Origin of the sequence: Chloracidobacterium sp. D, assembly GCF_018304685.1 — a bacterium.
Classification (GTDB): domain Bacteria; phylum Acidobacteriota; class Blastocatellia; order Chloracidobacteriales; family Chloracidobacteriaceae; genus Chloracidobacterium; species Chloracidobacterium thermophilum.
This window is the reverse complement of record NZ_CP072634.1, coordinates 1,371,719-1,391,678: the sequence shown is the minus strand read 5'-3', so window position 1 is coordinate 1,391,678 and position 19,960 is coordinate 1,371,719. Positions and strand designations below refer to the sequence as shown.

The window sequence follows — 19,960 nt, the reverse complement described above, 5'->3', positions numbered from 1 at the left end:
GCTATCCGGGAAACTACACACCCATCGGCCTCCACCCTGGAGAAGGTTGCTTCTGGTACTGGCCCTGTTACTGGCAGCCGGACATACAGCGCCGGCCAACCCGGTTGTGATCAGCGACCGTCCGGACAGTCAACCGCTTACGGCCCAACTCGATCAACTGGAAGACCCCACCCGGCAACTCACCATCGAGCAGGTGGCCCGCCAACCGCTTCCCTTCACTCCGGTAGCTACCGACTACCTCAACCTGGGCTATACGTCCTCGGCCTACTGGTTCCGCCTGCGCCTGCGAAACAATCTGGCGTATCCGGTGGAGCGGGTCATTGAGGTCGAACAACCCTATCTGGGCCGCGTCGAAGCCTACCTGCCCCGCACTGACACCGAAGGATTCACCTGCCTTGCTGCTGGAGACGAGTTGCCCTTTTCAATCCGGGCCGTTCGCCACCGCCTGCCGGTGTTCCCCATCTCCCTGCCGGCCCACGCCGAACAGACCATCTACCTGCGCGTCGAAACCAAGGGGGCATTGACCTTTTCGGCTGCTCTCTGGAAGCCACTCGAACACGGCCGCAAGGACCGTGTCCATACCTTTTTCCTGGGAGCTTACTACGGCTTTCTCCTTATCCTTCTCATTTATAACGCGGCATTCTTTTTTGGCGCCCACGATCAGACCAACATTTTCTTTGCCGGCTATGTCACCTGCATCGGCCTGTTTCAGGCCTGTGTGGATGGCTTTGCCACTCAGCTTCAGGAGTGGTTCTTTGGCGGCCTGCTTGTGGAAGGACTGCGGCTGCGGCTTGTTTTTGGCAACGCGGCCTGCGGCATGGCTGCCCTCTTTACCCGCAAGTACCTTTGCCTGCAAAACTTCTGTAACCGTGGACTGAGTGTGTTGGCAGGGGTGTTTTTCAGCATGGCCGCCATTGCCGCCATTGCTCCGACACAGACCGTAGCCAGGATTTCAACTTATCTTATGGCACTGGGGGTGCTGCCGGGACTGTTTTCTTCCATTGGGCCGCTGCGTCAGGGCTACCGGCCGGCGCTGTATTTCCTGCTGGCGTGGTCGGCGGTGGTGCTGGCCGTTCTGCTCAACACGCTGCGGACGGCCGGAGTGCTTTCGCCCGCCATTGCCTGGCCGTCGGTGCTGCACCTTGGCACGGTCGTTCAGGGCCTGTTCCTGTCCGTAGGGCTGGTCGCCCGCGTGGCCCAGCTTCAGCAGGAAAAGGAAGCGGCGCAGGCCGAAGCCGAACGGCGGAAGGTTGAAGTGTCGCTTTCAGAAGCCTTCAACCGGCAGCTCAAGCAAGCCAACGAAGAACTCAATCAGGCGCTTCTGGCACGTGAAGAGGCGCGGCGGGAGGCCGAACAGCGCCGGGCCGAAGCCGAAGCTGCCAATGCGCGTCTCATGGAACTTGATCGCATCAAGTCCGAGTTCACGGCCATGCTTGTCCATGACCTGCGTTCTCCGCTGGCAGCCGTCAAGGGGACGCTCGAACTCATCGAAGAAGTTCTGCCCGGCCATGACCCGGACCTGCTTGAACTCGTACGCGCTTCCCAGGGCAACGTCCAGCGGACGCTTGACCTCATCAACGACCTGCTGGAACTTGCCCGCACGGAATCTCAGTCGTTAACCCTTGATCTCCAGTTGCTTGATCTAGTGCCATTACTTCAGCAATGCATTGAAAATACCCGCCTCGGTGCGCCACACCCGCTGACGTTTGTCCGCGATCTGCCTCCCAACCTGCCTGCCGTCGCTGGCGACAGCCGCAAGCTGGAGCGGGTGTTTATGAACCTGCTGACCAACGCGGCCAAGTTCACCCCGCCCGACGGCAGAATTACAGTTACGGCACAGGAAGTTGTCGGCGAAGGTGTCGAAGCCGGTTTGTCCTTTGTCGAAGTGTCCATTACCGACACGGGCAAGGGCATCCCGGCTGCCGAACTGCCGTTTCTGTTTGACCCCTACCGCCAAGGCGGACAGGGCAAAAAGCACGTCGGGTTTGGGCTGGGCTTGGCCATCGTCAAGCGGATTGTCGCGGCCCACGACGGCAATGTAACCGTCAAAAGCCAGGTCGGGGTCGGCAGCACCTTCACCGTGACCCTTCCCTGCTGGGCCAGCAAAGTTGGCCAGACCTCGCTTGCTGCACCGGAGCTGGCTGGAACCGGCGACAGCGGCGAAGCCGTCTTTACATGACGGTCCAGACCTAAAACCGGGACTCGACCAGTTCGAGAGAAATTGCTGCGCCGCCCAGACTGGCCCCCTTGACCGAGAGCCTGACCGGCAGCCGGGTGGTCGCATCCACCCAAACGACGGTTTGGGTGCCGCCTTCATCGGTAAGTTCCACGCGGTAGGTGTTGAACGTCCCGGAGGCCACCTGCGCTTCCTCCATGCCGACCACCCGAAGCTGAACGAGCGTCGGGCGGCCGTTCTGGACGTTGAAGTTGCGCAGCGTGGCCGTATAGCCAACCGCCAGCGGCAGGCGCCCGATGACAAGATAGCGCCCGGCACCGTCGGCCAGCAGTTCGCCCCCCAAATCAGCCGCCAGCGGACGGGGCGTGCCGTTGAGCTGTACCGAACCGTCTGCTTTGCCAGCCCGGAACGCCACATCCACCGTGAGCGGCCCCTGACTGACCTGCCGCGCGCGTACCACCAAAGAGGATTTTTCAAGCTTCGTCGTCTCCACGACCGTTCCCACGGGAAGCCGGGTTTCCTCACGGACTTCCCACAGACCATCAGCTTCCACAACTGTGGTTTCCACCGTGGCGGGAATGCTCTGCCCCGGCACTTCAATCGTTCCGCGATAGCGCAGGACGCCGGCCTGCAAATCACTTTCCGGCCGGGTCAACCCCACCCCTGCCGGGGTTCCCCGTGCCGGACGGGTTACGGTCTTGACATCCACGGTGATGTCTTTCAGGCGCGCGGCAACCTCCTCCGGCATGGTCTCCTGGAAACGTCCCTTGAGATAGGCCGCCAGAAACCGTTCGGTTGCGGCATAGAGCGCCAGGTTGTTGACCGGGCGGGCAAAGCCGTGACCTTCATCCGGCGCGCAGAGATACTCAACCGGAAAGCCCCGGTCCCGCAGAGCGACTACGATCTGGTCCGCCTCGGATTTTTTCACCCGTGGGTCATTGGCCCCCTGGACGATCATCAGCGGCGTCTCAATGCGGTCGGCCGCGTTGAGCGGCGACTGCCGTTCCATACGGGCGCGGTCTTCCGGCCGGCTGGGATCGCCCATCCGCGTGTGGAACAGCCGGCGGGCGGCTTCCCAGTAGGGCGGGATGGTTTCCAGCAGGGTGATGAGATTGGACGGCGCGACAATCGCCACAGCCGCCGCGTAGAGTTTGGGCGTAAAGGCCACCCCGGCCAGCGTGGCGTAGCCGCCGTAGCTGCCGCCCATGATGCCGATGCGCTTGGGGTCGGCAATGCCCTGTGCCACGAGATACTTGACACCCCACGTGAGGTCATCCTGCATCAGATCGCCCCACTGCCCATTGCCGGCATTGAGAAACTTTTTTCCGTAACCGGTCGAACCCCGGAAGTTGGGCTGGAGCACGGCATAGCCCCGGTTGGCCAGAAACTGCACCTGCCGCTGATACCCCCACACGTCCCGCGCCCACGGGCCGCCGTGTGGCAGGACAACCAGCGGCAGGTTCCTGGCTGGCACCCCTTTGGGCAGCGTCAGGTAGGCCGGAATCTCCAGGCCGTCCGAGGAGGGATACCGGATGGCTTTCATCGGCGCCAGGTGTTGCCGGTCCAGCTTGTCATAGAGCCGGTACTGAAGCGTCAGCCGCCTGGTGCGCCGGTCGAACAGATAGGTTTCGCCCGGTTCGGTATCGCTCGTGGCCACGACCACCCACAGTTGCTCGTCGCGGGTGCCGGAAGCAAACGCAATATCTTTCCCCGGCAGACGTTTCTGAAGCCACTGGTGGTCGCGGGCATACCCCTTGTCACGCCAGTAGGTGCGTACCCGTTCGTCAACGTAGCTGGTGGCCACCAGGTCATTTGTCACCTCTGAAAATGAGGCGCTACCAAAATCCACTCGTCCGAGCGGATCGCTTTCCACCAACTCTTCCCTGCCCGTCCGGGGGTCAAACAGCACCAGCCGGCTGAGATCAACCTGGCTGCCCCGGTTGGTGACCATATAGACCCGCTGCCCATCGGCGTGCATCCGAACGGGACTGGCGGACTCAAAAACACTACAGTCATAGACCTTCACCAGGCGGTCGGCATCCACCCGCAGGATTTCCGTATCCCCGTTGGGCGCCACCCGTACGGCCAGCCGCAACTGCCCGGCCTCATCGAAAAACCACCCTGAGATTTGCTCCCGGTTTTCGCGCAGGAGCGTCCGCTCACCGGTCGAAAGTCTGAGCTGATAGACATCGTGCCAGGCCGGGTCACGGTCGTTGATCCCCAGGCACACGACATCCGGGGCGTCTCTGGGCACGGCGTAGATTTGCACGCGCACGCCCTTGAGGCCGGTCAGGTCGCGTGCGGGCGGCACGTCGCGTCCAGCCGCCGGAGCCGCCGTTGGATCGACGGCATAGAGGTTGAAATTTTCATCGCCGCCCTGATCCTGCACGTACAGGATGAACCGCCCATTGCGCGTCCAGAAAAAGTTACGGAGTGGGCGCGTCGTGGAGTCCGTCAGCGGCCGCGCCTGCGTAAAGGGTTCGTCTGTCCGCTTGACCCAGATGTTGAGCGTTTCCCGGTAGGGCTTGAGAAACGCCATGTATTTCCCATCGGGTGACAACTGCGCCCCGGCCAGGTCGGGATTGCCGAAAATGAGCTGGCGGTCAATGAGCGGCGGCAGTCCGGCCCGGACCGGCAGGCTCATCCCCACTCCGGCCAGCAGAAGGCACAGCAGGTATCCCAGAGAAACCGGAGATACCGCCCGGAACGCCGTCCGTCCGGCTTTTCTCATGTCGCACTCCATCGCAACCTCCATCCGTAGAGGGTTACTCAACCGTAAAACGGATTGTGCCGACAACCGCCCCATCCTTCACAACTTCCACCCGGTACACACCCGGCGGGAAGCCGCTACCTGAAATCAGGGAAAGCTGAATCCAAGTCAACCGGCTGTTTTCCGGGGTAATCGTTGGAGATTTGACTTCGCCAATGAGCTTGTCGGGAGGCAACTGGGGTACGCGCTCCGCATACCAGCGTGAACCATAAGTTTCCCCAATCTCCAGCTTCCGGGGATACACAACGCAGGTCAGCCTGGTGTCGCGTGTGGTGAAGAACGACGTAAACTCCAGGTCGTCATCGCCAAGCGGGCGTGCCATCTTGAGGTCACGGAGTTGTTTCCCGCCATCCAGCAGAGTGTCATCGCCGGTGCCACTGTCGGAACGGTTGTCGCCCGAGCGGTTGTCGTCTGAGGGGCCGCTGCCGGAAGGCGTCCCGGAGAGCATCCCAGAGGATGAGCCAGCGCGTGTCAGTTGTATCCCTTCAACTGTCATCGTCCAGCGTCCGGCTGTGAGTTTTGGAGGACTCTGCACCGCAAACCGGGTGGTGAAAGGCCCTACGCCAACTTCAAAGTCATCCCCGATGAACCGCCGAATCGGGACATTTTCGATTTTAGACGAACTGGAACCCGTCCGCCGTTCCCAGAACACTTTGCCGTCGGGCTTGATGGAAAGCGTTGCCTCGGAGCCGCTCCAGTCACCAACATACGCCTGCTTGTCTGAGGGAATTCCGCCGCCGCCTGAACCCGCAAGAAGGATGACGCCAAGGATGACGGCAATTGCCAGAACTGAAAAACACCCGCAGCCGCCGAGAACCCACAACCAGGTTTTACCCGACTTTTTGGGTGGGGCTGGAGGGGCGTAAGGGGAAGGACTGTAGGGTGGTGGGTAAGGCTGCATAAGAAACCTCCAAGGGTCAGGTTGCCCGCAATGGGGCAGGGGTGGGCATAACAGCCCGGCTTAGCGGATGAAGTCGTAGGTCACTTTGATCTGAAACTGGCGATTGGGACGCTCGACACCCACGCCGGTCGTCTGGTTGTAAATGAAAAAAACGTCCGAGTTCGGACGATAGATATAGCGCACCCGGGCATTGATGCTAGTCAGGCGGGCGGCGGAGTTGACCTGCACCAGACAGGTCGAAAGCCACTTTCGTGAGAAGTTATACGTTACCCGTCCGTTGAACAAGTTGGCTGAGAAACCTCCCTGTGGCAACTGGACGGCGTTGAAGCTGTGGCTCGCTTCGAGTGACAGGTGGGAGTCGGGGCGCCAGGTCAGACCGGCGCTGGCTTCCTGGCGCTGCCCGCTGTAGAAGCTGCCCCAACTGCCCCCTGCGTCAAACACGATGCGCCGGCTGCGATCCGTTCCAAAGCTCGCCCCGTGGCGGTTGAAGGTGTACGAACCCGGTGGAATGACAATCCCCGGCCGAATCCGAAACGGACGGGTCAGCACATCGGTTTCCGTCCGCCAGGGACGAATCGTCGCCGACGCCGAATTGGCAAAATCCACGCTGATGGCCGTGGCCACCGTACGGGTCTGGAGGTCGCCCGTCGTGCGGTCCTGGTAATACTCCCCAAATCCTTCAAATCGAATCTCACGGATGGTTTTGGCTACAGCAGGCGGCCGCCACTTGTAGGCGCCATCCCCGAAGTACTGGCGCACATCCCGGCGCAGGACAAAACCCATTTCCGGGTTGTAGTTGCGGCCGATTTCCTCATATATCCCAAAGAGCCGCATCTGATTCGTGTCATAGCCGCTCTGTACGCGAAAGGTTGTGGCATCACCGCGCAAACCGGGAGAAAAGGTCTTGGCGAAGAAGGCGTAGCTTGTCCAGTAGTCGTTGAAGTTGATCTGGGCATCGAGACCCACGCCACGGTTGTAGGGCCGGCCTTCGCCCCCCTGACGATTGAGGGCAATGGCGCCGACATTCGACCGCGTGCCCACATCGCGCTTGACCCGCGCCACGGTAAAGCGCTCGCGCGGTACGGCAACCCGTTCCGTTCCATCCGGCTGGACTTTCCGCAGCGGGCGTGTCTCCACGTGCAAAAATCCGAGGTTCCACTTCCCGGCCTTGCCCGTCACCTTGGCCCCGAAGTCAATCGGCAGCGGCGCGCCGTTATCGGTCAGACCAATCCGGCGGGTGAAAAACATCTGATTCACACCAGGTCGCCCAAACAGGAAGATGCCGGCATTTTCGAGGAAAAAATCACGCCTTTCGGGAAAAAACACCGAAAAGCGCGTCAGGTTGACCACCTGCTGGTCCACTTCCGCCTGCCCAAAGTCAGGGTTGACGGTCAATTCGGCCGTCACGGAGGGCGTAATCCCCACGCGCGCGACTTCAACGCCAACGGCACCGGAAAGGCCCTGCTCAAAACGATTGCCGAGCGGGTCCGGCACATTCTGGCGGAGACGCCCCGTGACGTATGGCTTGATTTCCACCAGCCGGGAACGGATAATGCCTTCCACGCCGGTCAGCACGCCGGCCTGGGAAACGCGCAACAATCCGAAAGCCCGCTGCCAGCTTGTCCAGAGCACAATTTCGTTCTTGCGCCGGATGATGCGCGAGACATTGAAGCCCCACGTATCGGCCCCTTTGCGAAACCGCAGACTCACAAGGGGAATGGCCATTTCGGCCGCCCAGCCTTCCTGGTCGCGGGTCGCCCCCGAAAGCCACTGCGTATCCCAGGCCAGGTTGAAATCCCGGCCTTCGTCGGTAATGAGGGCATCGGACTGCGTTCCCAGGGGATTGACGGAAAACCGGTAGGCGTTGCGCCCGTCGCGGTAGGTATCCAGCAGCACCACAACTTTGTCGTCGTTGCCAAAGCTGGAATCGCGGTTCAGATCGCGAGCGTTGATTTTGTCCGGCTCGCTGTCAAAACACCGGATGCCAATATAAACGCAGGTCTTGTCGTACAGCAGGCGGCACTCGGTTTTCTCGGTTGGAGGCGCACCTTCCACTGGTTCCTGCTGGCGAAAGTCGCGGATAACCTCGGCCGTTTCCCAGGCCGGTTCGTCAAGACGACCGTCAATCGTGATCGCCTCATCCGTCCGGGTGATGCGCACCGAGGGACGGGGTTCGATGGCCACATTCTGCGCTTGGGCGGCGGAATCCCCCCACAGCATCCAGACCACTAGCCCAAAAGCCATCAGCCCACGGATGCGCACCGGACTCTGCCAGACCTGGTCCATCCGGCACAGACACACAACGTGGGCGAGGCGCATCAGAAGGTTGTTGGTCACAACCGCACGTTGTTTCACAAGGCGAGGCCTTGCAAGTAATTTTTTGTGGTTCGCCGGCGCCCCGGGCACGTGCCGGCCTGACACGTGCCGGCCTGACACGTGCCGGCCTGACACGTGCTGGCCTGACACAGGCCGGCAGGTGAGGTTCAGAGGCCCGGCCAGTCACCGACCAGCGAAGTCAGGCAAAGCACTGGAACCACTTCTCCGGCCTGCCCGACGCGCTTGCCTTCGGGAAAGAACACCAGCCCCTGTGCCCCCAGCATCGAGGTCAGCATCCCCGATCCCTGCCCCGGCAGCACTTCGGCCTGCCAGCCCGTTTCAGTCCACACCAGACGCGCCCGCAGATAGGTTGGGCGGTCGCCCTTCGTCCTGACCTCGTGCGCCAGCCGGGCGCTCACTTCGGGAAGCCGCCAGCGGGTTTCGGGCAGGCCCAGCATTTTGCCCAGCGCCGGACGTACAAACAGGTGAAAACAGACCATGCCCGATACCGGATTGCCCGGCAGCCCAAAGCAGGGACGCCCCCGCAGGCGACCGAACAGCAGCGGCTTGCCCGGCTTCATCCATACGCGCCAGAAACGGGCTTCCAGCCCCAGCCTTTCGAGCGCCGGTTTGACCAGATCATGCTCCCCGACTGACACGCCGCCGGACGACACCACCACATCCGCCGTGGCAGCAGCTTCAGCAAAGGCGGCTTCGACCTGCGCCACGTTGTCGCGCACGAGCGGCAGGACGAGCGGCTGCGCGCCGGCCGCACGTACCAGCGCCGCCAGGGCGTAAGCATTGCTGTTGACGATTTTTCCAGTCGCTGGCGGTTCATCCACCTCGATGAGTTCATCGCCGGTGGCCACAATGGCCACGACCGGCCGCCGCCGGACGGTGACAAACGCCCGGTGAAACGCCGCTAGGACACCGATGTGCGCCGCCGTGAGACACTCGCCGGCGGACATCACCGCCTGCCCGGCACGAATGTCCTCGCCGCGTCGCCGGATGTGGTCGCCCTCCTTGACCGGTCGGGTCAGCCAGATGGTACTTCCTTCACGGCGAACCTGCTCCTGAATGACCACGCCGGACGCGCCTTCCGGCAGGGGCGCGCCGGTCATGATGCGTACGGCCTGGCCGGAGGACATGGCTTGCTGCGGAAGCTGGCCGGCTGTGACCTGCTCGCTGACTTCCAGACGCACGGGCGAAGCTTCGCTTGCTCCGGCCGTGTCGGCAGCAACGACGGCATAGCCATCCATGGCGCTGTTGTCAAAGGGCGGCAGATCGTGGGGTGCGTGGACAGTTTCCGCCAGAATCCGCCCAACGGCCTCAAACAACGACACACGTTCGACACCGACGGGTGCAATCCACGCCAGTGACAGAGCTTGGGCCTCATGGACGGCAAGGGGTTGGTCATTGAGTTCCATGGTTTTTCAGTTCGCGGCCGGCAGCTCGATCCGAAACTCGTGGGGCAGCACGGTGATTTTCGGCTCCCGGCGGGCAAAACGCAGGGTTTCGCGGCGCACCATAGGCAAGCCGCCGGTGTAGGTCGTCACGCCGTAGGCCGCATTTTTGAAGAAGCTTTTGATCGTCGGGTTGTTGGGATGACTGACGCCATAGTCAATGGCCCCGCGCCAGATGCGCTTGCCTACGGCCGGGTTGACGATTTCCAGCCGGCGTTCATAGAGCATGACGCGCACACCTTCCTGGCGTACGCCATAATCCCGGTGCACCAGCGCGTTGGTGATGGCTTCCATGACCGCCGGGCGTGAGTAGATGGACCGCGCCTCGGCGTCAGCCTCATTTCCCCGCCGGGGTGGCGGTACGTCGGCCAAATCAGCATAGCGCGTCAAAAAGCCTTCGATGCGCCAGTAGAGACTGGCCACATTGCCGGTGAACGTCACCTGCTCGATGACTGGCGCTGTGACATCGTGGCCGGCAAAGCGTGTCAGGACGACGTGGCTGCGCGGGAACGACGCCGTCATGGCGCGACTTTGCCCGAACAGGACGAGTCCGGCCACGGTGGGAGCATAGTCATCCGCCGTCATGACCGCCAGCCGCATGTCGGTCATCGCCAGCGCCGTCGGGAAGCCCTTGGGCAACCGGGACTCATCCGGCACGATGGCGCGGATGTAGCCCCACACACCAGCTTCGTCAATGTCATCGAAAGACACGTCGTGCAGAGGCACCTGTTCATAGCGGGCGCTGTCGTAGCGATGGAACAGTTCGGCAATTTCCTGACTGTCTGCTTCGCGTTTGGTCGAGCCGATACGGATGTAATACCGGCCGTCAAGGGTGGCATGGGGTGAACGGCGGTCATCCACTTCCAGCACCAGGATGCGCTTGCCGCTGTCGAAGGCGACCTTGTTGATGTAGGGGTGAACCGGCGGCACCATGGCCGTTGCACACAGTTCGCGCAACTCGGCTTCAACGCGCTCGGCGTCGTCAAGCCCCTCGATGCGGCAGGTATCGCTTACACCAAAGAGAATTGCGCCGCCGCCACTGTTGGCCAGGGCCAGAATTTCGGCGGCAATTCGCTCCGGGTTGCTGTAGCGAACCTTGAACTCAACTTCGCTGTCCTCCCCGCCGCGTACCAGGTCAAGCACCTCACGCCGGTCAAGGGTACGCCCATTATCACGCATCGTCATGTGGGCGTGCAGCGACCGCTCGGTTTCTGGCGGCCACCCACGACGCCGGATTTTTTTGCGACTCATGTGACAAGTGTCCCGTGGCAGAATGAGACTGGCCTTCAGGAAGAAACGGCGCGACGGTCCCTGTGTGCATCACGCAGACAGTAGGACAGGCGCGCCTTCAGGGTAAAATAATTCCCGCTGAAAAGGTAGGCATGCTACACTCTGGCACGTACGTCAACGTACACTTCACGCCTCGCCCAGCGGCAGAACCTTACGGCAGGTATCACCCAGCCGGACGTTAGCGGAGTTTTTCCAATGAAAGTTGCCCTTGGCAGTGACCATGCCGGCTTTCCCGGCAAAGAAGCCGCAAAACGGGTGCTGGAACGGCTGGGCATCCCCTACGAGGATTTTGGCACTGACACTGATACGGAATCAGTGGATTACCCGGACTATGCGCGCGCCGTCGGCGAAGCTGTTGCCCGACGGCAAGCCGATGTGGGGCTGCTTTTCTGCGGCACCGGCATTGGCATCGGCATAGCTGCCAACAAAATTCCCGGCATCCGGGCGGCGGTCGTCCACGATGTCGAGACGGCCCGCCTGGCCCGGGAGCACAATGATGCCAACGTGCTGGCCATGGGTGTGCGCAATACCAGTCCTGACCTGCTCCCGGCGGTCATCGAGACCTTTCTCAAAACGGATTTCGCCGGCGGCCGCCATGCCCGCCGGATTGAAAAAATCGCGGCGCTCGAAGCGGCCGCCTCCCGCTGACTTCTCCCCCCTGACGACTTCATTTTCTGGAAAGACCTGCCATGTCCCTGAACCTCAACCGTTCCCTGTTTGAAACCGATCCTGAAATCGCCCAAGCCATTGCAGATGAGACCAACCGCCTGTCAGACGGGCTGGAAATGATTGCCTCGGAAAACTATGCCAGCCGTGCGGTGATGGAAGCCGCCGGCTCGGTCATGACCAACAAGTATGCCGAGGGCTATCCGGGGCGGCGGTACTACGGCGGCTGTGAATTTGTGGATGTCGCCGAACGTCTGGCCATCGAGCGGGCCAAGCAGCTTCTGGGTGCCGAGCATGTCAATGTTCAGCCCCACTCTGGAGCACAGGCCAACCTGGCGGTGTTTCTGGCGGTTCTCAAACCGGGTGACACCATTCTGGGCATGGATTTGGCACACGGCGGACACCTCACCCATGGGCATCCGCTCAACATCTCCGGGATGTACTTCAACGTCGTCACCTACGGAGTGAACCGTGAAACCGAGCGGCTGGATTACGACGCCCTCGCCCAACTGGCTGAAAAACACCGCCCCAAGCTCATCATCTGCGGTGCCAGCGCCTATCCGCGCCAGATTGACTTTGCCCGCATCGGAGAAATCGGACGTTCGGTTGGTGCCCGGGTGCTGGCCGACATGGCGCACATTGCTGGACTTGTCGTGACCGGTGAACATCCCTCCCCAGTAGGATACGTGGACTTTGTCACCACAACGACCCACAAAACCCTACGCGGACCACGGGGTGGACTTATTGCCTGCCGGGCGGAAGATGCCAAACTCATTGATCGGGCAGTGTTTCCCGGCGTACAGGGCGGCCCGCTGATGCACATCATTGCGGCCAAGGCTGTGTGCTTCAAAGAGGCCCTCGAACCGTCCTTTGTGGAGTACCAGCGGCAGGTTCGGAAAAATGCCGTCGCCCTGGGTGAAGTTCTTGCCGGCGCCGGTTTTCGCCTCGTCACCGGCGGTACGGACAATCACCTCATCCTCGTGGATGTTTTCACGAAGGGCATCACCGGCAAGGCCGCTGAGCAGGCACTCGAACGGGCCGGGATCACGGTCAACAAAAACACCATTCCCTTCGACACCAACCCTCCGCTGGTAGGCAGTGGGATTCGCCTCGGCACACCGGCGCTGACGACCCGCGGGATGCGCGAACAGGACCTGCGCTACGTCGGTGCGCTTATTGTTGAGGTACTCTCCGATATTGACAACACGGCAAGGCAGGCAGTGGTCCGGCAGAAGGTGCGGGAACTGACCCGCGATTTTCCACTTTACGCGCGGTAGCCGTCCCTGCCACTGGGGCCGGGGGCGCGTTGGTGGTCGCTGCTTTTGGGAAAACAGCCACAACAAAAACGGGGGCGTCAAAGCTTGACGCCCCCGTTCGCACTTGGAAATGGGTAACGAAACTAGTTGCCAATGGGATCGGAGGTAGAGCCTGCTTGCACGTTCGGGGCATTTGACGTGCGGATCACACCGGTTTCGTTGATGAAGAAAGACCGGTTGCCCGTGCGTGCAATGCCGCTCTCCTGTGACGGATGGTTCCGCACTGAGTACGTCGAAGCGGTAGTGGAACTCTTCTGCGTCGCACCATACGACTGCAGTATGAAGCCACTCTTGGGCGTCTCTGTGGCATTGACGACGGTAGTATCGATCATGCCGAAGTCGAGCGTGCCGGTACCACCCAGAGCGGCGAGTGTGTTGGCAAAGTTACCACGGCCGACACCAGATTCATACGTGGCGTTGGCAGAGTTGATGTTGCGGAGCGTCTGCTGCGCCGAAGCATCGTTGGCGCTCCGGCGGGCAGCCATGAGGTTCGGAACTGCAATCGCCGCGATGATGCCAATAATGGCCACGACGATAAGCAGCTCAATCAGTGAAAAACCCTTTTGCTTCTTGAGGTTCATAGTGGTAGGTCTCCTTGGTGGTGAAAGGCCAGTGGCCGAAAGTGGTTGCCTTGTATCCACAAGGCCTGAAAACTTTGCAGCTTGATAACACTGCAAACAATGCCTAAAGCTTGCGCTTTCGTTACTTCAAATGGAGCAAATCCTGTGCCACAGTCTCCCGACCTTCTCCGGCTTCCCTCTATCCCCCCGTCTGATACCTTTTCGTCGCATTTTCCATGCCACAGCTTTCGTTTTTACGGCAACGACACATATCCGTTACCAATTGTGACGATTCCATACCTGACACCGTGCGAATAAGACGTCTAATATGACACTTCGTGTCACATTCCCATGACAGATTCCGTCACCTGCTGACCATTCCACTCCTGAAACACCTCTGCCCGTTGTCATGCTTGATTCCGAAACCAGCTTTGCCTGCCAGTTGGTCACAGAAGCCGGGCAGCGCATCCTCTCCGACTTCCAACCCGGCTGCCCGGTCAGCTACAAACCTGATGGAGAACCGGTAACGGACATGGATCGCGCCATCAACACATTTCTGGTAACAGAACTCCAGCGCCGCTTCCCGGACGACCTCATCATTTCTGAAGAAGCGGAGGACGACGATGCCCGGCGGCGTGCTTTGGCGCACCGGGTCTGGTTTATCGATCCGATTGACGGCACACGGGAATTCATCGCCGGCAATGGCGAATTCTCTGTCATGATCGGTCTGTGTGTGGAAGGCTGTCCCGTCATGGGAGTTGTCCACCAGCCCACAACCGGCAAAACCTGGTATGCCAACCGCCACGGTGCCTGGCTCACCCAGGGAAACACCTGTCGGCCGTTGCGGGTTTCGTCCGTCAACCATATCCCCGACATGACCCTGGCGGCCAGCCGGTCGCACCGCAACCGCTACCTCACGGCGGCCGCGCAGCGGCTAGGCATCCAGAAAGAAATCATCTCCGGCAGCGGCGGACTCAAAATCGGGCTGCTCGTCGAACAACGCGCCGACCTGTTTATCAGCGCCTCGACCCGCTCCAAGCTCTGGGATACTGCCGGGCCGGAAGCCATCCTGCGGGCAGCCGGCGGTGTACTGACGGATTTTCAGGGCCGGCCACTCGACTACCGCCAGCCGGACCTGCATCATCGGGCCGGATTGATTGCCAGCAACGGTCTCCAGCACGCGGCCATCGTTGCCCAAGTCCGTGATTTGTTTCCTCTGGCGTAGGGTCCCCAACTCCCAAGGTCACTCCCAATGTCCACACCGCTTTTTTCACGCGCCCAACAAGCCCAGGGGTTTTTCCTCATTGCCGGCCCCTGTGTCATTGAAAGCGAAGCCCATGCCCTGCGCATGGCCGAAGCCATTTCCCGGATTGCCCGGCAGATGGGCATTCCCTACGTGTTCAAGGCGTCATACGACAAAGCCAACCGTACCTCCCACACCTCTTTCCGTGGACCCGGTATGGAAGAAGGCTTGCGGATTCTGCAACGGGTCAAGGAAACCCACGGTGTGCCCATCCTGACGGACATCCATGAAACACACCACGCGGCAACCGTCGCGGAAGTCGCTGACGTGCTTCAGATTCCGGCCTTTCTGTGCCGCCAGACCGATCTGCTCCTGGCGGCGGCGGCAACCAAACGCACGGTCAACGTCAAGAAAGGACAGTTTCTGGCTCCCTGGGACATGCGCCACGTTGTCGAGAAACTGCGCGCAGCCAACGCCTCGGACATCTGGCTGACAGAGCGCGGAGCCTCGTTTGGCTACAACAACCTGGTGGTGGATATGCGCAGCTTCCCAATCATGCGCGAGTTCGGCTGCCCGGTCATCTTCGATGTCACCCACAGCCTGCAACGCCCCGGCGGACGTGGCACAGCCTCAGACGGTGACGCCATCTTCATCCCGCCTCTGGCCCGCGCCGGTGTGGCCTGCGGCGTGGATGGACTTTTTATGGAAGTCCACGACGATCCTGCCCGCGCCCTGAGTGACGGGCCGAATGCCCTTCCACTCGACCAACTTGCCGGGCTGCTCCGGCAACTGGTCGCTATTGACCGGGTGTGTCGTCAAACCTGAAGCGCCCCGCCCGACACAGAATCCATCGCATGACAGGCCCAGCCGACCGCGCTGGTTGCACACAACAGCCGGCCATGATACACCACGTCGGCTTGAACGCCCGTCCAACAGGGTCAAAACCGAACGACGGGTGTAGCCTTTTCGACCGGAGTCAGGTGCCGAAGGCCGTGCGCGAAATTCAGGGAAAACTTGTTGCTGACGGGCTACGGGTGGCGTTTGTCGTCAGTCGCTGGAATGATTTTGTGGTCAACCGGCTGCTTTCAGGTGCGCTGGATACCTTTGAGCGGCTCGGCGGACGGCTTGATGACTGTGCCGTGGTGCGCGTCCCCGGCTCATTTGAAATCCCCCTGACCGCCAAAAAACTGGCCCTGACCGCTGCCTGGGAAGCCATTGTCTGTCTTGGCGCCCTGGTGCGCGGCGAGACACCGCACTTTGACTACATCGCCGCCGAGGTGACAAAAGGTATTGCAGCCGTATCGCTGGAAACCGGCGTTCCGGTGACTTATGGCGTTATCACGGCTGAAAACCTTGAACAGGCAATTGACCGGGCCGGTATGAAAGCCGGTAACAAAGGGGTTGAAGCCGTGTTGGCCGCCATTGAACTCGCCAATCTCTACCGGGCGATTGAGTCTCGCCCGGCAACCGGGCGTTCGTGACATCCTCAATCCTTTTGTGAAACCGGCAAGCTGGTTCGACTAACTCCGGTCTGGCATTGTTCCCGACCACAACTCCCTGAAACGCTATGGGTTCCCGTCGCCGTGCGCGCGAGTGCGCGCTGCAAATGCTTTTCCAGTACGATCTGAGCCAGCCCTCCCTGGAGGACCTCTTTGAGAGCTACTGGAACGAGTTGACCGAACTCAAAGAGGAACACCGGGAGAAAGTCCCGGCCTTTGCCAACCGTATCGTAGCCGGAGTTATCGCCCACCTGGCCGACATTGACCTTATCATCAGCCGCCATGCCGAGCGCTGGCGCATTTCGCGCATGGCCGCCGTGGACCGCAACATCCTGCGCATGGCAGTTTACGAGTTCCTTCACGAACCCGACACGCCACGGGCCGTCGTCATCAACGAGGCCCTCGAAATTGCGCGCCGCTTCAGCACCCTGGAAGCCACCCAGTTTATCAACGGCATTCTGGATGCCATCAAGCGCGAACTCGACGAAACGGGTTCGCCGCCGCCCCTGCCAGCGTCGCCACCGACGGCTCTGCGTTGATTTCAGTTGCGCTGTGGCATACCTTTCCCAAAGGTTCACTTTGTATTTCGGCGCATCTGATGGAGGCGCTCAAACGAGGTCGCAAACCATGACAGGGATGAAATTTCGCCGCTCCTGCGACCAATGTGGTGCGACGTTTTTTTCCACCGATCGCAAGGCACGGTTTTGTGCCAAACACCAACCCCGGCGTACCGTGCAGGATGCCACCGGGCACATGGCACCGCCGACGCCATCCACGCCAAAGCTGGCCAAGGTCGTCATGGGCAACCGCCCGCCTGTCGGCCTGCCCAGTGGTAAACGGCAAAAAGGGGTGGCGCGGCAACGCCAGCCGCAGATTCGGACCCTGACTCCCGAAGTGCGCGCGCGTATTGCTTCTGCTTTCCAACACATGCGGACGGTTCCGGGCAGCGCCATCCCGCTTGATGCCAAACACATTGAACCTCACCTGCGCCGCATTCACACGGCCATTTCCCAGCAGTTGTGGGTCAGCCGTGCCATTGTCTCCCAGGTTATCCAGGAACTTCGGACGGCGCTCGAAATGGCCACCATTGATCTGACACCGGAGCAACGGGAGCAGGCCATTGCGATGTACCGCCACTTCATCGAAACTGGCGAGCGTCCACCCGGCGGCCGGCGGCGCTTCATCGCTCAGCAGCTTGGCGTCAGTCTGGATGCGGTTGTTCTGGTGATCCGGCAGTGGGCGCAGTCACAATACGCCCAGTCCCCAACCCCCAAACCAACCCGCCAGCAGCTTTTCCTCATTGAAAAGGCCTTCTACCGCTACTTGACCGAAGGTCAGGAGCCTTATGAGGAACTGCCCGAAGCCATCGCCAAAGACCTGGGCTTTGTCACGCCGTACCAGGTTCTGCGGTGGATTGATGTCCTCTATGACAACAGCAAGTTTCCACCGGACCTGCCGGAAACGACTGCGGATCAGCGGGCCGCCATCATCGCCGAGTATCTGGATTACTTGAGCAAGGACCTGCCGCCGGAGCGCGCCCTGCACACGACTATTGCCGAAAAGGTGGGTGGGGTGACACCCCGGCAGGTCCACAAGGTGCTCTATGACTACCGGGTTGAGCTGCGCCAGCAATGCCTCCAGCGCACCCTTGTCACCGCCTGAAGGCCGCCCGGTTCCATCACGCCCAACGCCTATGCTTTGCCTGAAGCGGTGGCAGTGGATAACCCTCCTGGGGTTGACACTGCCGCCGCTTTTTGTCGTTCTCGCCAACACCTGGGTGGTCTCTTCAACCCAGAGACGTGTTTTCGAGCGCCCCACCGACATCCCGGCCAATGCCGTCGGGCTTGTCCTGGGAACAGCCAAATACCTGCCGACCGGCGGACTTAACCCGTATTTTCAGAATCGCATGCAGGCGGCGGCCGAGCTGTACCACACCGGTAAGATCAGACATCTGATCCTCAGCGGCTCGAATCAGACACCGGCTTATGACGAACCAACTGAAATGCGGAAGTCGCTGCGCAGCCTGGGGGTTCCTGACGCGGCCATGACGGCCGATTATGCCGGCCGCCGTACGCTTGACTCGGTCGTTCGCGCCCGCGACATTTTCGGACAGCACCACTTCACCATCATTTCCGACAAGTTTCACGTCTATCGGGCGCTGTTTCTCTGCGACCGGTTTGGCATCCAGGCCATTGCCTATGGCGCTCCCGACCTGCCCTGGTCAGTTTCGGTACGGACGCGCCTGCGCGAATATGGCGCGCGCTGTAAGGCGGTTCTGGATGTCTATGTTCTGGGCACCCAACCCCGCTTTCGCGGGCAGCCCATTACCCTGCCCGTGGACGCGCCGGTTGCCACGGACACCGACGCTCCGCCTATTTCCCCCGCCGTTCAAAAGTGACCCGCACGCCGTATTTCGGCCGCAGCGTAAACATCGTATCGAACTCAATCGGGTGTCCCGGCACGAGCCTGATCCGGTAACGCTGCACGATCATGGCCAGAACCAGTGTGGCTTCCATCAGGGCAAACTGGCTGCCGATGCACACGCGCTGACCGCCGCCAAACGGAAAGTAGGCAAAGGCCGGACGACCGGATGACCGCTCCGGTGTGAAGCGTTCCGGGTCGAAACGTTCAGGGTCTTCCCAGAAATCGGGGTGGCGGTGCGTCAAAAACTGGTTGAGCGCCACGAGACTTTGTCCCGGAATGTAGTAGCCACCGATTTCGTCTTCGTGAATCGCCTCCCGTGGCAGGCCCCAGGCAGGAGGGTACAGCCGCATGGTTTCCTCGATGACCATGCGGGTGTAAGGCAAACGCCGGAGGTCTTCCACGGTTGGCGAGGCCCCACGCAGCACCGACACGACTTCTTCGTACAACCGCGCCTCCACAGCCGGCTCCCGGGTCAGGACGTACAGGGCCCAGGTCAGGGTAATGGCGGTCGTTTCATGCCCGGCCAGCAGCAGGGTGATGACTTCATCCCGAAGCTGGGTGTCGCTCATGGCTTCGCCTGTTTCCTCATCCCGCGCCGCCATCAGCATCGAGAGCAGGTCCGGCGCTGGATTGAGCGTTTTTCGCCGCCGCTCGATGATTTGGTACACAACAGCATCCAGCCGCCGCCGGGCGGCTTTGAAACGCAGATTGGACGGAGTTGGCACCCACAGCGGAACGGGTAAGGTCGGACGCATCCTGAAACCGACGAAATCAAAGGCCACCCGCAGGTTTTGCCCAAAAGCGTCGGCCTTTTCGCCTACCGGTGTTGAAAAAAGCGTCAGCCCGGCAATGTTCAGCGTCAGCAGTGCCATGTCCTGGGCCACATCGAAAGCTTCTGACTGGCGCGCCCGGTTGTCCCACAACTCAAAATACGCTTCTGTTTCTGCCACCATCGTGGCCGCAAAGCGGCTCAGCGCCTGCCGGTGAAACGAGGGCTGCATGAGCTTGCGCTGCCGCCGCCAGAAGTCGCCGTCACTTGTCAGCAGACCATTCCCCGTGATGAGTCCGATGGGTCCGTCAAAGACTTTTCCCTTGCGGTAGTTGTGCTGGTTACGCACCAGCACGTGCTCGACATAGGCCGGATGCAGAACGAGATGCCAGTACAGGCCGGGCAATCCACGAAAGCGGATGATGTCGCCCAGTTCACGAAACACGCGGGTGTAAAAGTTCAGCAGGTCGTTGCGCACCGGAAGGAAACTGCCGAACAGCCAGTGTTGGTCTTTGGGCATCGGCGCCAGGCGCTTCCCGGTTGACGTTGACATGATGGCTTCCATAG

General features: G+C 61.0%; 16 protein-coding genes. 9 read left to right on the top strand and 7 right to left on the bottom strand.

The features are described from left to right. Nucleotides 1-46 precede the first annotated feature (46 nt). Entirely contained in the window at nucleotides 47-2,179 is a 2,133-nt protein-coding gene (locus J8C01_RS05835; protein WP_211431302.1) for a sensor histidine kinase, read from the top strand. 10 nt (nucleotides 2,180-2,189) lie between these two features. On the opposite strand, the gene J8C01_RS05830 is transcribed toward J8C01_RS05835, so the two are convergent. From J8C01_RS05830 to J8C01_RS05810, 5 genes are all read right to left on the bottom strand, one after another. Then, nucleotides 2,190-4,907, bottom strand: coding sequence for a S9 family peptidase (locus J8C01_RS05830; RefSeq protein WP_249355397.1), 2,718 nt, complete (start codon nucleotides 4,905-4,907; stop codon nucleotides 2,190-2,192). A 34-nt stretch (nucleotides 4,908-4,941) separates the two neighbouring features. Further along, nucleotides 4,942-5,847 carry a hypothetical protein gene (locus J8C01_RS05825; RefSeq protein WP_211431300.1) on the bottom strand — a complete coding sequence of 302 codons (906 nt, stop codon included), beginning with the start codon at nucleotides 5,845-5,847 and terminating at the stop codon, nucleotides 4,942-4,944. A gap of 60 nt (nucleotides 5,848-5,907) precedes the next feature. Further along, nucleotides 5,908-8,184 carry a carbohydrate binding family 9 domain-containing protein gene (locus J8C01_RS05820; protein WP_211431299.1) on the bottom strand — a complete coding sequence of 759 codons (2,277 nt, stop codon included), beginning with the start codon at nucleotides 8,182-8,184 and terminating at the stop codon, nucleotides 5,908-5,910. 146 nt (nucleotides 8,185-8,330) lie between these two features. After that, nucleotides 8,331-9,590, bottom strand: coding sequence for a molybdopterin molybdotransferase MoeA (gene glp, locus J8C01_RS05815; protein WP_211431298.1), 1,260 nt, complete (start codon nucleotides 9,588-9,590; stop codon nucleotides 8,331-8,333). Nucleotides 9,591-9,596: 6 nt separating this feature from the next. After that, nucleotides 9,597-10,877, bottom strand: coding sequence for an RNA-binding domain-containing protein (locus tag J8C01_RS05810; protein ID WP_014099686.1), 1,281 nt, complete (start codon nucleotides 10,875-10,877; stop codon nucleotides 9,597-9,599). Nucleotides 10,878-11,111: 234 nt separating this feature from the next. Between J8C01_RS05810 and rpiB the strand changes: the two genes are divergently transcribed. Together rpiB and glyA are read left to right on the top strand one after the other, a co-directional pair. Next, complete coding sequence (rpiB, locus tag J8C01_RS05805) at nucleotides 11,112-11,564, top strand: ribose 5-phosphate isomerase B (protein ID WP_014099685.1); 453 nt, start codon at nucleotides 11,112-11,114, stop codon at nucleotides 11,562-11,564. 41 nt (nucleotides 11,565-11,605) lie between these two features. Next, nucleotides 11,606-12,859 carry a serine hydroxymethyltransferase gene (gene glyA / locus J8C01_RS05800; protein WP_211431297.1) on the top strand — a complete coding sequence of 418 codons (1,254 nt, stop codon included), beginning with the start codon at nucleotides 11,606-11,608 and terminating at the stop codon, nucleotides 12,857-12,859. A 122-nt stretch (nucleotides 12,860-12,981) separates the two neighbouring features. On the opposite strand, the gene J8C01_RS15555 is transcribed toward glyA, so the two are convergent. After that, nucleotides 12,982-13,479: a prepilin-type N-terminal cleavage/methylation domain-containing protein gene (locus tag J8C01_RS15555; RefSeq protein WP_211431296.1), complete on the bottom strand. Its 498-nt coding sequence runs from the start codon at nucleotides 13,477-13,479 to the stop codon at nucleotides 12,982-12,984. A 388-nt stretch (nucleotides 13,480-13,867) separates the two neighbouring features. On the opposite strand from J8C01_RS15555, the gene J8C01_RS05790 reads away from it, so the two are divergent. The 6 genes from J8C01_RS05790 (at nucleotide 13,868) to J8C01_RS05765 (ending at nucleotide 18,598) form a co-directional block, all read left to right on the top strand. Next, on the top strand, nucleotides 13,868-14,683 hold the full coding sequence (locus tag J8C01_RS05790) for a 3'(2'),5'-bisphosphate nucleotidase CysQ family protein (protein WP_211431295.1): 816 nt from the start codon (nucleotides 13,868-13,870) through the stop codon (nucleotides 14,681-14,683). Between the two features lie 27 nt (nucleotides 14,684-14,710). After that, nucleotides 14,711-15,526 (top strand): 3-deoxy-8-phosphooctulonate synthase, encoded by an 816-nt coding sequence (kdsA, locus tag J8C01_RS05785; RefSeq protein ID WP_211431294.1) that lies wholly within the window; start codon nucleotides 14,711-14,713, stop codon nucleotides 15,524-15,526. Between the two features lie 167 nt (nucleotides 15,527-15,693). Next, nucleotides 15,694-16,182, top strand: a complete 489-nt coding sequence (gene ribH, locus J8C01_RS05780) for a 6,7-dimethyl-8-ribityllumazine synthase (RefSeq protein WP_041569614.1) — start codon at nucleotides 15,694-15,696, stop codon at nucleotides 16,180-16,182. Between the two features lie 86 nt (nucleotides 16,183-16,268). Continuing rightward, nucleotides 16,269-16,739 (top strand): transcription antitermination factor NusB, encoded by a 471-nt coding sequence (gene nusB / locus J8C01_RS05775; RefSeq protein WP_049787469.1) that lies wholly within the window; start codon nucleotides 16,269-16,271, stop codon nucleotides 16,737-16,739. Nucleotides 16,740-16,827: 88 nt separating this feature from the next. Next, nucleotides 16,828-17,862 carry a hypothetical protein gene (locus tag J8C01_RS05770; RefSeq protein WP_211431293.1) on the top strand — a complete coding sequence of 345 codons (1,035 nt, stop codon included), beginning with the start codon at nucleotides 16,828-16,830 and terminating at the stop codon, nucleotides 17,860-17,862. Nucleotides 17,863-17,893: 31 nt separating this feature from the next. Next, a complete protein-coding gene (locus tag J8C01_RS05765; RefSeq protein ID WP_014099677.1) occupies nucleotides 17,894-18,598 on the top strand; it encodes a SanA/YdcF family protein in 705 nt (234 codons plus the stop codon). Here the strand turns inward: J8C01_RS05765 and J8C01_RS05760 are convergent. Next, nucleotides 18,573-19,958, bottom strand: coding sequence for a cytochrome P450 (locus J8C01_RS05760; RefSeq protein WP_014099676.1), 1,386 nt, complete (start codon nucleotides 19,956-19,958; stop codon nucleotides 18,573-18,575). The two genes, J8C01_RS05765 and J8C01_RS05760, sit on opposite strands and share 26 nt — an antisense overlap. Between the last annotated feature and the right edge of the window lie 2 nt (nucleotides 19,959-19,960).

Excerpts from the sequence above, each read along its gene's own strand:
- J8C01_RS05830 (WP_249355397.1), bottom strand. The coding sequence starts at position 4,907 with ATGAGAAAAGCCGGACGGACGGCGTTCCGGGCGGTATCTCCGGTTTCT.
- J8C01_RS05825 (WP_211431300.1), bottom strand. The coding sequence starts at position 5,847 with ATGCAGCCTTACCCACCACCCTACAGTCCTTCCCCTTACGCCCCTCCA.
- glp (WP_211431298.1), bottom strand. The coding sequence starts at position 9,590 with ATGGAACTCAATGACCAACCCCTTGCCGTCCATGAGGCCCAAGCTCTG.
- J8C01_RS05810 (WP_014099686.1), bottom strand. The coding sequence starts at position 10,877 with ATGAGTCGCAAAAAAATCCGGCGTCGTGGGTGGCCGCCAGAAACCGAG.
- rpiB (WP_014099685.1), top strand. The coding sequence starts at position 11,112 with ATGAAAGTTGCCCTTGGCAGTGACCATGCCGGCTTTCCCGGCAAAGAA.
- glyA (WP_211431297.1), top strand. The coding sequence starts at position 11,606 with ATGTCCCTGAACCTCAACCGTTCCCTGTTTGAAACCGATCCTGAAATC.
- J8C01_RS15555 (WP_211431296.1), bottom strand. The coding sequence starts at position 13,479 with ATGAACCTCAAGAAGCAAAAGGGTTTTTCACTGATTGAGCTGCTTATC.
- J8C01_RS05790 (WP_211431295.1), top strand. The coding sequence starts at position 13,868 with ATGCTTGATTCCGAAACCAGCTTTGCCTGCCAGTTGGTCACAGAAGCC.
- kdsA (WP_211431294.1), top strand. The coding sequence starts at position 14,711 with ATGTCCACACCGCTTTTTTCACGCGCCCAACAAGCCCAGGGGTTTTTC.
- nusB (WP_049787469.1), top strand. The coding sequence starts at position 16,269 with ATGGGTTCCCGTCGCCGTGCGCGCGAGTGCGCGCTGCAAATGCTTTTC.
- J8C01_RS05770 (WP_211431293.1), top strand. The coding sequence starts at position 16,828 with ATGACAGGGATGAAATTTCGCCGCTCCTGCGACCAATGTGGTGCGACG.
- J8C01_RS05765 (WP_014099677.1), top strand. The coding sequence starts at position 17,894 with ATGCTTTGCCTGAAGCGGTGGCAGTGGATAACCCTCCTGGGGTTGACA.
- J8C01_RS05760 (WP_014099676.1), bottom strand. The coding sequence starts at position 19,958 with ATGGAAGCCATCATGTCAACGTCAACCGGGAAGCGCCTGGCGCCGATG.